The following is a 14,298-nucleotide window of genomic DNA, read 5'->3' as shown; positions in this document are numbered from 1 at the left end:
GGAAAACCAGTATACCGCTCGCCTTGTTTCCGCCAATCTCAATGAGTACACTGAATCTCATTCAGTACACGGAATGAAGATCGGGCCGCATCCCCGGCGGCACCGCCCCGATGGAGACAAAGAACATGTTCCTCAAGAACGCGTGGTACGTGGCGTGCACGCCTGACGAGATCGACGGCAAGCCGCTGGGCCGCAAGATCTGCAACGAATCGATGGTGTTTTACCGTGCGGCGGACGGCCAGGTCGCCGCGCTCGAGGATTTCTGCCCGCACCGCGGCGCGCCGCTGTCGCTCGGCTTCGTGCGCGACGGCGTGCTCGTGTGCGGCTATCACGGGCTCGAAATGGGCTGCAACGGCAAGACGGCCGGCATGCCGGGCCAGCGCGTCGGCGGTTTCCCGCCGATTCGCAGCTTCCCGGCGGTCGAGCGGTACGGCTTCGTGTGGGTCTGGCCGGGCGACGCGTCCGAAGCCGATCCCGCCAAGCTGCCCGCGCTGACGTGGGCCGAGGACCCGGCCTGGGCGCACGGCGGCGGCCTGTATCACATCCGCTGCGACTACCGGCTGATGATCGACAACCTGATGGACCTCACGCACGAGACCTACGTGCATGCGTCGAGCATCGGCCAGAAGGAAATCGACGAAGCGGCGCCGAAGACCGCGAGCCACGGCGATGAAATCGTCACGAGCCGCTTCATGGAGAACGTGATGCCGCCGCCGTTCTGGCGAATGGCGCTGCGCGGCAACGGGCTCGCCGACGACGTGCCGGTCGACCGCTGGCAGATCTGCCGCTTCACGCCGCCGAGCCACGTGATGATCGAGGTGGGCGTCGCGCATGCGGGCCACGGCGGCTACGATGCGCCGGCGAACAAGAAGGCGTCGTCGATCGTGGTCGACTTCATCACACCCGAGACCGACACGTCGATCTGGTACTTCTGGGGAATGGCGCGCAACTTCCGGCCCGACGACGACGCGCTGACCGCCGAAATCCGCGAAGGCCAGGGCAAGATCTTCGCGGAGGATCTCGAGATGCTCGAGCGCCAGCAGCGCAATCTCGAGCAATGGCCGGACCGCCAGTTGCTGAAACTCAACATCGACGCCGGCGGCGTGCTGTCGCGCAAGGTGATCGACCGGCTGCTCGCCGCCGAACACGCGGCCAGCCCGCGGCGGCCCGTGATTCCGGTCGCGCAGGTCAAGGAGGCGTCATGAGCGCGGCAACCTTGACGGTGCGCGTCGCGCGCAAGTGGCAGGAAGCGCACGACATCTGCGGCTTCGAATTCGTCAGCGACGACGGCTCGCCGTTGCCGCGCTTCGACGCCGGCGCCCATATCGACGTACATCTGCCGGGCGGGCTCGTGCGCCAGTACTCGCTGTGCAGCCACCCGGAGCAACACGATCGCTACCAGATCGCGGTGCTGCGCGAAGCGGACGGCCGCGGCGGATCGCGCGCGATTCACGACGAAGTCCGGCAAGGCGATGCCGTGCGGATCGGCCTGCCGCGCAATCAATTCCCGCTCGCGTCCGATGCGCCGCACCATCTGTTGCTCGCCGGCGGGATCGGCGTCACGCCGATTCTCAGCATGGCGGAACGGCTGTTTTCGGCCGGCATGCCGTTCGACATGCATTACTGCGCGCGCTCGACCGATCGCATGGCCTTCGTCGAGCGGATCCATTCGGCCGGGTTTCGCGATCGCGTCGGCTTCCACGTCGACGACGGCGATCCCGCGCAACGCTTCGATCTGGCGGCCGTGCTGGCCGGCGCGCCCGACGGCACGCATCTGTACGTATGCGGCCCGCGCGGCTTCATGGACGCGGTGCTGAACGCCGCACGCGCACGCAACTGGGCCGAAGCGCGGCTGCACTACGAGTTCTTCGGTGGCGCGGTGGCGACGTCCGGCGCGGACCGCGCGTTCCAGGTCCGGCTCGCAAGCAGCGGCAAGGTGATCGACGTGCCGGCCGAATGCACGGTGATCGCGGCGCTGGCGGCGAACGGCGTCGACGTGCTGACGTCGTGCGAGCAAGGCGTGTGCGGCACTTGCTTGACCCGGGTGCTCGAAGGCGAGCCCGATCATCGCGATTCATATCTGACCGACGACGAAAAGGCGGCCGGCGACCAGTTCATGCCGTGCTGCTCGCGGTCGCGAACCGACCTGCTGGTACTCGATCTGTAGATCGGCAGGCGGTAGACGGACCGCCCGACACGCGGCGGCCAACCACGATACTGGAGACGATCAATGACCCATCCTGCCCCGCCATCAATCAAGATACCTAAGTTCCCGGTCGACCGATGGTGGGTCGCCGCGCTGTCATCCGAACTGACGGACCAACCGCTTGCCCGCACGCTGCTCGGCCGGCCGGTCGTGCTGTTCCGGCTGCCGTCCGGGGAAGTCGGCGCGCTGGAGGATCGCTGCTGCCACAAGTCGCTGCCGCTGTCGTGCGGCTCGCTCGAAGCGCGCGGGCTGCGCTGCGGCTATCACGGCCTGCTGTTCGACCGTGGCGGCGCATGCGTGGAGATTCCGGGGCAGGACAGGATTCCGGCGAAAGCCTGCGTGGCGTCGTATCCGGTGCGGGAACAGGACGCGATCGTCTGGATCTGGATCGGCGCGGACGCGCACGCCGAACCGGCCTGCGCGCCGCCGCACTACCCGTTCCACTCGGATCCGCAATACCGGTTCGGCGGCGGCCACTACCATTACGACGCGCCGTATCAGCTGATCCACGACAACCTGATGGACCTGAGCCACCTCGGCTACGTGCATCTGAAAACGATCGGCGGCAACGCACCGCTGCACATGGGCGCGGACACGCACGTCAGCAGCGACGGCGACACGGTGACGCTGGTCCGCCGGATGCCGGATTCCGAGCCGCCGCCGACCTACACCGCCGCCTGGCCGTTCGCGGGCCGTGTCGATCGCTGGCAGGAAATCGAGTTCCACGTGTCGCATATCCGCATCTGGACCGGCGCGATGGACGCCGGTACCGGCGACCTGCTCGACCCGGCGCGCGGCGGCTTCCACATGCGCGGCTTCCACGGCATCACGCCCGAGACGGACACGACGACGCACTACTTCTGGACCGTCGCGACCAATCCGCAACACGACGTCGAACGCGTCGCGCAAACGGTCATCGAGCAATCCGCGGCGACCTTCGACGAGGACAAGACCGTGATCGAAGCGCAATACCGGAATCAGTTGCGCTTTCCGGACGGCCGCCAGATCGACATTCACGTCGATGCCGGCCCCAATCGCGCGCGGCGCGTAATCGAGCGGTTGCTGTTGCAACCGGAGCCCGCCTGACCCTCGCACGCCGGCGTACGAACGACGCCGGCCATTCGCGGCGGGCTCGTCCTGGGGTCTAGCCATCCCCCGCAATCGCATTCGGTTTTGTCTGATCCGCTTCACCCGGCTTCGATTTCACCCCAATCAATTAGTCATACTATTCTTATGAAGGATCTTTGACGTGAGCGCAAATATCCGCAATACGATCGACGAATCCCCGATGAGCGCGTTCCAGACGATGGCCGTCACCGCCTGTGTCGTGCTGAACATGCTCGACGGCTTCGACGTGCTGGCCATCGCGTTCGCCGCGCCGCATCTGGCCGCCGAATGGAAACTGAGCGGCAAGGAAATCGGCCTGCTGCTGAGCGCCGGGCTCGCCGGCATGGGGTTCGGCTCGGTGCTGATCGCGCCGCTGGCCGACCGCGTCGGCCGCCGCCGCATCATCCTGCTCTGCCTGACCGTGATCTCGACCGGGATGCTCGCGTGCGCGGCCACGCACGGCACGTTGCAGCTCGCGGTCGCGCGTGCTTACACGGGGCTCGGCATCGGCGGCATGCTCGCCAGCCTCACCGTGATCAGCGGTGAATACGCGTCGAACAAATGGCGCAGCGCCGCAATCGGCATGCAGTCGGCCGGCTACGCGATCGGCGCCACCGTCGGAGGCGTCATTGCCGGGTATCTGCTGTCGATGTGGGGATGGCGCAGCGTGTTCGCGTTCGGCGGCATCCTGACCTTGCTGGCGATCCCGATGGTGCTCGCGCTGCTGCCGGAATCGCTCGACTTCCTGCTCGTGCGGCGCCCGGACAACGCGCTGCAGAAAATCAACCACATCCTCGCGAGAATGAAGCGCGCGCCGATCGACGCGCTGCCGGCCGCGACGGCTTCCGTCGATACCGCAAGCCCCGCGTCGAACTGGACCGCCGTGCTGCGCGCACCGCTCGCGCGCCGCACGATCGCGCTGTGGATCGCATTCTTTCTCGTGATGGGCAGCTTTTATTTCGCCGTGAGCTGGACGCCGAAACTGCTGGTCCAGGCCGGGTTGTCGGCGTCGCAGGGTGTGACCGGCGGCGTGCTGCTCAATCTCGGCGGCATCGCGGGCGCGTCGCTCTTCAGCCTGCTGTCGACGCGGTTCGGCCTGCGCAACCTGCTCACCGCGACGCTGCTGCTCGGTGGCGTACTGATGGTCGTGTTCGGCGCGAACACCGGCTCGCTCGGCATCGGGATGACGGTCGCCGTATTCCTCGGCGCCGTGATCAATGCGTGCGTGGCCGGCATGTATGCGTTGTCGCCGACGCCGTATCCGGCCGAGATCCGCACGACCGGCATCGGCCTCGCGGTCGGCATCGGCCGCCTCGGCGCGATCCTGTCGCCAATGACGGTCGGTGCGCTGCTGGACGACGGCTGGTCCGTGCCGCATCTCTATTTCGCGTTCCTTCTGCCGATGGCCGGTGCGGCGATCGCCGTCGCCGTGGTCGGCACGCGTGCCGCCGCGCCGCTGGGGCAACGCGGCCCGGCGCTGTCGTAACGCGCGCACCGCGCGCCGTTTCACTTCATACCCGTCGTCATCCTGGCCACGTCCGGGTCATAAAAAATCGATAAGTAGGTCTGCATACTGTTTGGAGACAGCCATGAAAACGAAACTGGGCGTCGCGCTGGCGACGGCGATGGGGGTGGCGCTGGCCGCCCCGGCGTACGCGCAAAGCAGCGTCACGCTGTACGGGATCATCGATACCGGTGTGTCCTACTACAACAACGCCGCGCACGGCGGGTCATTCACCGGGATGCCGACGCTCACCGGCGAAGTGCCGTCACGCTGGGGCCTGCGAGGCAACGAAGATCTCGGCGGCGGCTACCAGGCGTTCTTCGTGCTTGAAAACGGCTTCCAGCCCGGCACCGGTGCGCTGAATTACGGCGGCCGCCTGTTCGGGCGACAGGCGAACGTCGGCGTGAACGGCCCGTTCGGTGCGCTGACGCTCGGCCGCCAGATGAACATGTCGATGATCGTGCTGACCAACGCCGACGTGATCGGCCCGTCGATCCATTCGATGGCGGATTTCGATTCCTACCTGCCGAATGCGCGCAGCGACAACGCGATCGGCTACAAGGGGACGTTCCACGGCGTGACGCTCGGCGCCACCTACAGTTTCGGCCGCGACGCAGCCGGGCCGGCAGGACCGTCGGCGACGGGCTGTGCCGGCCAAGTCGCCGGCGACATCGTCGCGTGCCGCCAATACACGGCGATGCTCGCGTACGACGCGAGCAATTTCGGGCTCGCCGCATCGCACGACGTGATGCGCGGCGGCGGCGGTGCGCTCGCGCCGCTGAACAATCCGGCGTACACCGACACGCGCGACATCGTGGCCGGCTACGTGAAGCTCGGCCCCGCGAAGCTCGGCGCCGGGTGGATCCGCCGCAACCTCGCGGCGGCCGCACACCTGCAGGCCGACATCATGTTCGCGGGCGGCACGTACTACGCGACGCCCTACCTCGCGCTCGACGTGCAGGGCGTGCGCTATCTGCAACGCCGCGAGAACAGCGAGGGCGCGAACGGCACGCTGCTCGTCGGCCGCGCGAACTACTTCCTGTCGAAGCGGACGACCGTCTACACGTCGGTGGGCTACATGTTCAACAGCAAGCTCGCCGCGAACGCGGTCGCGGCCGGCGGGACGGTCGGCACCGGGATGAATCAGCTCGGCGCGATGGCCGGTATCCAGCAGAAGTTCTGAGCGCCAGATACCGCGCATCGATCGAATCAATCGGCGAGCCGGCAATGCGCGAGCTTCAACCCGGGCAGCACCGGCGCATCGATATAGCCTTCGTTCATGCAACTGAACCGGAACGCCGCCGATGTGACGAACGGCTTGATCTCGCCGCCGGGGAATTTCGGCTTCAACGCGTCCTGGTCGGCCACGTCGAAATGCGTATCGAACTGCTCACCGTCGGCCGTCAGCGCGCCGAAATAGGTGCCGCCCGGATCGCTGCCCATCCGGATCACGGCGCCGACGAACGTGAGGCGCTTGCCGTCGTACTTCGCCTTCGCGGCGGCCATGTCCTGCGTATAGGCCTCGATCACGGCGCCGTAGTGCGCGTCGATCGCGGGTTCGGCGTTCGACGCCGCACAGGCGGTCTGGCAAACGCCCGCCAGCAGCGCGCAGGCCGCCAGCGCGGCCGCCGCGAACGGCGCGGAAATTTTCTTCATAGGTGGTCTCCCGTCCAGCGTGGTGGTTGAAATGATCGAAGCCCGGCATGACGCCGGTCGAATTCGCTTGCGTCGCTTTAATCGTTCGAATGGCGGTACACGGCTGCGATCACTTCATCGCCCGGACGCTCGTGCGCGGTGCGTGGCGTCGCGCCGAACGCGACGGGACAGGAAGATGACATGGTGCGGCCCCCGGTTCTCTCGTTGAATTTCACTGCGTCTGATTTTGGCCGCTACGGTAGCAGACGGCCGGCGGCCCGGCAACCGGGCGCAGTGGATCGCCGGCCACGCCATTACAATTGCAAATGATTCTCATTACATATATCATGCGCACCCTGGCCGCCATGCAATGCCGCGGCCAGCAACACGATCCTTAGCACTCCTCGTCCTGCATCGATTCATGCCATCCCGTCGAACGCCCTGCCGCGCCCGGACCCTCCATCCGTGGCGCACGCGCCTGTCTGCCCTGCTTACCCTGTGCGTCGCCGGCGGCGCGCATGCAGCCGGCGCCGAACCCGTTGCGCCCGCCCCCGCCGCTGCACCGGCCGCCGAACACGAACTCCCGGCCATCAGCATCAACGCATCGGCCGCCGTCGATCCGACGATCGGCTATCAGCCGCGCACGACGAGCATCGCGGGCGGCGACGCCCGTGCGCTGAAAGAGATCCCGCAATCGGTCGCGGTGGTCAGCAGCAGCGTGATGCAGGACCAGCAGACGCGCTCGCTCGACGACGTGCTCGGCAACATCAGCGGCGTCACGCAGACCAACACGCTCGGCGGCACGCGCGACGCGTTCATCAAGCGCGGCTTCGGATCGAACAACGACGGCTCGGTGCTGGTCGACGGCGTGCGCACGCCGGTGCTGCACAGCTATCTCGCGACGATCGACCGCGTCGAAGTGCTGAAGGGCCCCGCTTCGCTGCTGTACGGGATGCAGGACCCCGGCGGCGTGATCAACCTCGTCACGCGCAAGCTGGAAGATACGTTCGGCGGCTCGATCTCCGCGTCACGCACGAACCACGGCGGCAGCAACGCACAGTTCGATCTCACGGGGCCGCTCGGCAAGCCCGGCCAGGTCGCGGGCGGCACGCTCGCCTTCCGGCTGACCGGCGAATACGACACGAGCCGCTACTGGCGCAGCTTCGGCCGCGAACGCAACGCGCTGATCGCGCCCGCGCTGTCGTGGCACGACGCGAACACGTCGATCGACGTCAGCTATCAGTACGTCGACTACACGATGCCGTTCGACCGCGGCACCGTGCTCGTGAACGGCCAGCTCGACGATGCACTGCGCTATCGCCGCTACGAGGAAGCGTGGTCGCAAAGCAGTGGCGTCCAGGAAACGCTGCGCACGCGCATCGAGCACCGCTTCTCCGATGCCTGGCGCGTGCGCGCGACTTACGGTTGGGGCCGCGACCGCTACGACCAATACATCACCCGCGCCACCGCGTTCAACAGCAAAACCGGCGCGCTCACGCGCTCGTCCGATGCGAACCTGGGTCGCAACGATTCCGACCAGATCGCGACGCTCGGCCTGCTCGGCAACGTGACGCTCGCGGGAATGCAGCACGCGATCTACGTCGGCGGCGAATACGAGCGGCAGCGCAGCTTCCGCGGCGACACGATCCGCGGCAAGGCGACGACGGGCTTCAATCTCTACGATCCCGTGTACGGCCTGCTCGCGTCGGGCGGCATGCCCAACGCGAAGCAGAGCGATTCGCGCTCGGTCGTGCATGCGTATTCGACGATCGTGCAGGACTCGGTGAAGATCACCGACCGCCTCACCGCGGTAGGCGGGCTGCGCTGGGAAAACTGGCAGCAGGAATCGGGAATGGGCCGGCCGTTCGGGTTCGCCGACCGCTCGCGCGGCAGCGTCTGGCTGCCGCAGTTCGGGCTCGCGTATGCGCTCGCGCCGGCGCTCACCGCCTATGCGAACGTGAGCCGCTCGTTCAAGCCGAACGTCGCATCGAACGTCGCGGCGCCGCTCGCGCCGGAATACGGCCGCGTGCTCGAGGCCGGGCTGAAGCTCAGCCTGAAGCCCGCGATCACGGGCACGCTCGCCGTGTACCAGATCGACAAGCGCAACGTCGCGGTCACGGTCGGCGACCTCACGTCGACGATCGGCACCGCGCGCTCGCGCGGGATCGAGCTCGACGTGGCCGGGCAGATCACGCGCCACCTGAGCGTGATCGGCAGCTATGCGTATACGAACGCGAACGATCGTGACGGCAACACGCCGCTCGTCAACGTCGCGCGCCACACGGGCAGCCTGTTCGCGGTGTACGACACGGCCATCGCGAACCTGCCCGGGCGCTGGCGCTTCGGCGGCGGCGCGCGTCTCGTCGGCGCCCGCTCCGGCGACACGGCGAACAGCTTCACGCTGCCCGGCTACGTGAGCGTCGACGCGTTCGCGGCGTACGAAACGACGATCGGCAAGTTTCCGACCCGCTTCCAGCTCAACGTGAAGAACCTGCTCGACAAGACCTACTATCCGTCGAGCAACAGCAACCTGATCGTCGCGGTCGGCGAGCCGCGGCTCGTCACGCTGACGACGACGGTATCGTTCTGACGCCCCAGCGCGCTCACGGACGCCAGCGATACACGACGATGCTCGACCCGTTGTAGTTGTCCTTCGTGATCACGTACTCGCCGGTCGAACGCAGGTACGCGCGCACGCCGTACATCGAGTCGACGTCGTTGCCGACGTCCATCGCCGACGGGTTCGAATTCGTCAGCGTCGTGACGAGCGCGCCGGTGTTCAGGTCGTATATGTCGATGTTCGGCACCGTGTGCACATAGCCGACGAACAGGTAGTGGCCGGCCGCCGCGATCGATTTCGGGTTCGCGCTCGTCAGATTGATCACCGGGTTCGGCGCGCTCGTGTTGCCGTTCTTCCAGCCGTGATAAACCTCGATGTGCCCGTTCATCGCGGTCCAGTCCCAGTTGCCCGCGAGGCCCTGCGCCAGGATCATCGTGTCGCTGTCGGCCTGGTAGATGATGCGCGTGACGGGCGCCACGCTGCTCGGCACGGCCGTCGTCACCGGCTTGCCCCACGACGGCTTGCCGGTCGCGTCGAAGCCCGTCATCGGGTAGCGCGTGATCACGTTGGAGCCGTCCAGTCCTGCCCACACGTCGCCGTTGCCGTCGATGTCGAAGCCGGCCGTCACCTGCAGCGTCGTGTTGAACGGCTTGCCGGGCAGCGAACCGGCCGGAATCGCGATGTAGCCGCTCGCGGTGTTGAAGTAGTAGAAGTTGAAATTGCCCGGGTTCTGGCCCGACGCGACGAGGATCCGGTTGCCGCCGACGCTCACGAGCTGCCCGAAGTGCTGGCCGCGCTGATAGTCGTTCATGTCGAGGCGCGGGTCCTTCGGATAGGTGAACGGGTCGACCGTGTTCGCGACGAACGTGCCGCCCGCGGTGCCCGTATACACGTTGTTGCCGCTGTAGAACAACGTCCCGTCCGTCACCGGATCGGGCGCGGCGATTGCCTCGAAGTTCAGCGCCTGCAGCTTCCATTGCAGCGTGCCGACCGGGCTGTACGCATGCAGATCGGTGCTGCCGTTGCGGCCGAGATCCCAGCCGCCGCCCCAGGCGTTGTTCAGCACGTACAGGTTGCCGGCCGCATCCTTGCCGAGCGCCGCGACGCGCGTGAAACGCTTGTCGCCGACCTGCCCCTTGATGCCCGTCGTCGTGTCGAGATAGCCGCCCTGCACGCCGAACGTGCCGACCTGCACCGGCAGCCCGGGCAGCCCGCCGTATAGCTTGATGTTCATGTCGGGCCCTTCGTCCCCGACCATCAACCGGCCCATCGACGCATCGAAGTACAGCGACGCCGGCCGCGCGCCGGCCGCCATCTGGAGCGTGTTCATCGCCGTACCGGTCGGGCTGAATTGCGCGACGACGCCCGCGCTCTTGCGTGCGACCCACAGATTGCCGGCCGCATCGAGCGCCAGCGCGCCGGGGCCCGTGACGCCGATGTCGCGCTGCCACACGCCATCGGTCGTATAGACGCGCACGCGGTTGCCGTAGAAGTCGCTCACGTACAGCAGGTTGCCGCCCGTCGCGAGGCCCGTGATCACGTCCGCATACTGGATGCCCGTCCACGTGCTGACCGGAATGCGCAGGTCGCGCTGGTTCGTGCTCCGGTTGTAGCGGCCCACCGAGCCGCTGCCGAACGTGCGGTTGTAGCCGAGCGCGACGAACAGCGACGTGGAATTGCCGGTGATCGCGCCGCCATGGAATTCGTCGTGGATGCCGATCGTACCGAGCGGCTGGCCGTTCTGGTAGATCGCGACGCCGCCCGCGTTCTCGTCCCAGCGCGACGCCGTGTAGATCACGCCTTCCGGTGCGACCCACATCGAACGCGCGCCGTTGCCGACGTGCGAGGCCAGTGTGCCGTACGTGTTCGCGAGCCAGTCGGTCGAGTACTGCGCCTGCGCGTGGCTAGCCGGCGCCAGCATCGCCATGCACATGATCAGCAACGCCGCGCGGATTTGTTTCATTGACATGAATAATGCTCCCAGACGAACAATGGTCGACACTGTAAATCGCGGCGCATGAAATATTGGTGATTTCGGCAAATGCGTATTCGCCGTTCCCTCGAATTATTCACTCCACTCCCTTTGCCGTCCGGCGCTTTTTCGTCAACGATCGCAAAATCTCCGAAACCGCGCCACGACAGCCTGCCAGCCACGCGGTTTCAGCGCATTTCCCGGCATTTTGTTCCGGGTCATTCAATGCGAATACGTCATTTTTTCTGATATGACCGCATTGCATTTTCATTCCCCGGAAGTCACTTTGATTATTACAAATCGAAATCAAAATGAAAGAGAAAAAATATTGTCCGGCGCGATCGGTTTTTTGCGATTTCGCGCACGGAAGGCAGAGCGGGAGGGAAAGGGGGAATACGGAGGGGAAAACCGCGCACCGGCCGTACCGGCACGCGGCGGCAATCGTTCAGCTCGCCGGATCACGCGTCGGGCCGGCCCGGCCGTCGACGTATCTGGCAGCGCATCGACGACGTCGATCACGCGTTGCCGGTGGAACAGGTGCCTCGTCGGCTGCGGACGAGCATGTCGACAACGAGGCCCGCATCGGCTGCGAGCCCCGTTGCACGCGCAACGACCGCTGCGTCAGAACTTCTGGCGCAGCCCGAGGCTCACGATCGCCTGCGATCGCGAATCGGACGAATGGCCGTTCGCCTTGTCCGACACCGACGCAGTCGCGGCCACCGGCCGGCCGAGCGCGTCGAGCGTCGTGCCGGACGCATGCTGGTACGCGCCCAGCAGGTACACGCTGGTGCGCTTCGACAGGTCGTACACCGCGCCGAGCGTGACGTTGTGGTACTGCGCGCGGTTGTCGATACCGTCGACGTCGCTGCCGCGCGTGTAGCTGTAGCCGGCGAACAGCTGCGTCTGCGGCTGCACGTTCCAGCGCGTGAACACGCCCGCGACGTTGAACGTCGCATGGCCGCTGAACAGCGACTGCGCGCCGCCGCGGTACTGCACGTTGCTGTAATTCACGCCGACGACGGCCGGGCCGAAGTCGTACGTCGCGCCGGTGGCGATCACCTGCTGCGACTGCGCGCTCGCATAGCCTTCGTTGATCGACGAATTGAACAGCCCGTCGTCGGTGCTCTGCCACTTGCCCGCCGTCGGGTCGGTCGCGCCCTTCTTGCTGTTGTCCGAGCGCTCGTAGCCTACGCCCACGCGCAGCGGGCCGGCGGCGTATGCGGCGCCGACGCTCCACGTGTTGCGCTGCTTCATGCTCCCCGGCTGGCCGCCGAAGCCGTACAGCGCGCCGAACGTGAAGCCCGAGTAGTTCGCGCTCGTATATTTGATCGAGCTGTCAACGCGCGCGGTCTGGTCGAGATCGTCGATGTCGCCCGGGTGCGCGCCGAAGCCGCCGATGAACGACGACGGGCCGACCGGGCTCACGAAATCGTCTAGCGACGTGTACTGGCGGCCGAGCGTGACCGTGCCGTAGCGGTCGCTGCCGACGCCGACGAACGCCTGCCGGCCGAACTGGCGGCCGCCCTGGCCGGACGTGCCGTTGGTGATGTCGAAGCCATTCTCGAGGACGAACAGCGCGCGCATCCCGCCGCCGAGATCCTCGGAACCCTTGATGCCCCAGCGGCTGCCGGACAGGTTGCCGGTCGTGAGCCCGACGCTCGAATGCCCGGTGTACGCGCCCGCCGAGCCGACCCGTTCGTTGCTGCGATAGGTCACGCCCGCGTCGACGATGCCGTACAGCGTGACGGAGCTTTGCGCGGCGGCGACACCCGCGAGCGAGAGCAGCAGCGGCGCTGCGATCAGTTGCTTGTTCATGGTTTTATGTCTCCGGGCGGTGAACCCGTTGTTCTGGCTGGCTGTTTGCGAGTAGCGCGCGCGGGCGCCGACATCCGCCGGCGGTGCAAGACCGGCGACGTCCACGCGCGACGACGTGGCGGGCATGCCCGCTGCGGCCGGTATGGTAGTTGGAACCGGTTCCGTTCCAAAGCGGAATAATGACAACAGTTTCTTGCCAAAATTGAGATAGTCGGAGCGCCGCTACGGTCGCGGCTGCCGCGCCTGTACAGCGCGAGGCGACGCGGACGATAATCGGCTGCGCGCTTTCGACCGGGAGCTTCTTCATGCATGAAACGACCCTGCTGATCTTCGCCGCCGTCGCGTTCGTCGGCATCGCGACACCCGGTCCGACCGTGCTGCTCGCGCTGACCAACGGCTCGCGCTACGGCGTGCGCCGCGCGGCCTACGGTTTCGCGGGCGCGATGCTGTCCGACTTCGTGCTGATCGTCGCGGTCGCGCTCGGCCTCGGCGCGCTGCTGATGGCGTCGGCGTTCTGGTTCCCGGTCGTGAAGTGGCTCGGCGCCGCGTACCTCGCCTACGTCGGCATCCGGCTGCTGATGTCGAAGGGAGCGCTCGACATCGCGGCCGCACAGCGCGGCACGGCCTCCGGACGCAACGCGTCGATCTTCGCGAAAAGCTTCCTGACCGCGGTGACGAACCCGAAGGGCTATCTGTTCTTCTCCGCGTTCCTGCCGCAGTTCCTCGATCCGCTGGCACCGCTCGCGCCGCAGTACGTCGCGCTCGCGGTCACGTTCGCGCTGCTCGACGGCGCGGTGATGTTCGGTTACGCGCTGCTCGGCGCACGCGCGGTGCGGCTGCTGAAGCGTTCGGGCGCGCTGTGGCTCGAACGCACGTGCGGCGCGATGCTGCTCGCGCTCGCCGGTTCGCTGGCGCTGTACCGGCGCCATGCCGCGTAGGAGCCGGGCTCGATGAAAATCGCCGCACCGCCCCGCGCCGGTTTCCCCGGCCTGTCGCTCAGGCAACTCGAGCGCGCGGATCTCGACGCGTGGTACGCGTACCTGTCGAATCCCGACGTCTTCCGTCACACCAGTTGGAACCTGCGCTCGCCCGACGATCTGCTGCCGCTGTTCGACAACATCGAATCGGCCGATCCGGATTCGATCCGGCGTCTCGCGATCGTCGACACCGCATCGGGTGTGCTCGCCGGGACGGTCGGGCTGCATACGGTGTCCACCGTGAACCGCTCGGCGGAGATCGCGTACGATCTCGCGCCGTCGCACTGGGGGCGCGGCATCGCGAGCGCGGTGTGCGAAGCCGTCACCGCGTGGGCGTACACACACGGCGGCTTCATGCGCATGCAGGCGGTCGTGTTGACCAGCAACGCGGGCTCCGCGCGCGTGCTGCAGAAGTGCGGCTACCGCTACGAAGGGCTGCTGCGCGCCTACAGGATGGTGCGCGGCACGCCGGGTGATTTCGCGATGTACGCACGCCTCGCGACCGACTGACGAGTGCGCCGC

11 protein-coding genes are annotated in these 14,298 nt (G+C 66.8%); 8 read left to right on the top strand and 3 right to left on the bottom strand.

What is annotated here, in order from left to right:
• The first annotated feature begins 125 nt into the window (after positions 1-125).
• The 5 genes from HWX07_RS00965 (at position 126) to HWX07_RS00945 (ending at position 6,000) form a co-directional block, all read left to right on the top strand.
• Positions 126-1,205, top strand: coding sequence for an aromatic ring-hydroxylating dioxygenase subunit alpha (locus tag HWX07_RS00965; RefSeq protein WP_175874803.1), 1,080 nt, complete (start codon positions 126-128; stop codon positions 1,203-1,205).
• Positions 1,202-2,167 (top strand): PDR/VanB family oxidoreductase, encoded by a 966-nt coding sequence (locus HWX07_RS00960; protein ID WP_175874802.1) that lies wholly within the window; start codon positions 1,202-1,204, stop codon positions 2,165-2,167. The genes HWX07_RS00965 and HWX07_RS00960 overlap by 4 nt, the downstream gene beginning before the upstream one ends.
• Positions 2,168-2,230: 63 nt before the next feature.
• Entirely contained in the window at positions 2,231-3,292 is a 1,062-nt protein-coding gene (locus HWX07_RS00955; RefSeq protein WP_175874801.1) for an aromatic ring-hydroxylating dioxygenase subunit alpha, read from the top strand.
• Positions 3,293-3,455: 163 nt separating this feature from the next.
• Positions 3,456-4,799: an MFS transporter gene (locus tag HWX07_RS00950; RefSeq protein WP_175874800.1), complete on the top strand. Its 1,344-nt coding sequence runs from the start codon at positions 3,456-3,458 to the stop codon at positions 4,797-4,799.
• A gap of 103 nt (positions 4,800-4,902) precedes the next feature.
• Entirely contained in the window at positions 4,903-6,000 is a 1,098-nt protein-coding gene (locus HWX07_RS00945) for a porin (RefSeq protein ID WP_175874799.1), read from the top strand.
• A gap of 26 nt (positions 6,001-6,026) precedes the next feature.
• On the opposite strand, the gene HWX07_RS00940 is transcribed toward HWX07_RS00945, so the two are convergent.
• Positions 6,027-6,473, bottom strand: coding sequence for a hypothetical protein (locus HWX07_RS00940; protein WP_175874798.1), 447 nt, complete (start codon positions 6,471-6,473; stop codon positions 6,027-6,029).
• Between the two features lie 400 nt (positions 6,474-6,873).
• Between HWX07_RS00940 and HWX07_RS00935 the strand changes: the two genes are divergently transcribed.
• Positions 6,874-9,042, top strand: a complete 2,169-nt coding sequence (locus tag HWX07_RS00935) for a TonB-dependent siderophore receptor (protein ID WP_175874797.1) — start codon at positions 6,874-6,876, stop codon at positions 9,040-9,042.
• Positions 9,043-9,055: 13 nt separating this feature from the next.
• Here HWX07_RS00935 and HWX07_RS00930 read toward each other — a convergent pair whose 3' ends face one another.
• The gene (locus tag HWX07_RS00930) at positions 9,056-10,981 is read right to left on the bottom strand and encodes an SMP-30/gluconolaconase/LRE-like region family protein (RefSeq protein WP_175874796.1); all 1,926 of its coding nucleotides are present in this window, start codon (positions 10,979-10,981) and stop codon (positions 9,056-9,058) included.
• Positions 10,982-11,605: 624 nt separating this feature from the next.
• Positions 11,606-12,799: a porin gene (locus HWX07_RS00925; protein WP_053526352.1), complete on the bottom strand. Its 1,194-nt coding sequence runs from the start codon at positions 12,797-12,799 to the stop codon at positions 11,606-11,608.
• A gap of 305 nt (positions 12,800-13,104) precedes the next feature.
• On the opposite strand from HWX07_RS00925, the gene HWX07_RS00920 reads away from it, so the two are divergent.
• On the top strand, positions 13,105-13,737 hold the full coding sequence (locus HWX07_RS00920; protein ID WP_175874795.1) for a LysE family translocator: 633 nt from the start codon (positions 13,105-13,107) through the stop codon (positions 13,735-13,737).
• 12 nt (positions 13,738-13,749) lie between these two features.
• On the top strand, positions 13,750-14,286 hold the full coding sequence (locus HWX07_RS00915; protein ID WP_175874794.1) for a GNAT family protein: 537 nt from the start codon (positions 13,750-13,752) through the stop codon (positions 14,284-14,286).
• Positions 14,287-14,298 lie beyond the last annotated feature (12 nt).

Origin of the sequence: Burkholderia sp. BCC0097 (assembly GCF_902832985.1) — a bacterium.
Taxonomy (GTDB): Bacteria; Pseudomonadota; Gammaproteobacteria; order Burkholderiales; family Burkholderiaceae; genus Burkholderia; species Burkholderia orbicola.
The sequence above is the reverse complement of the archived record's forward strand: the minus strand, read 5'-3'. Positions and strand labels throughout refer to the sequence as shown.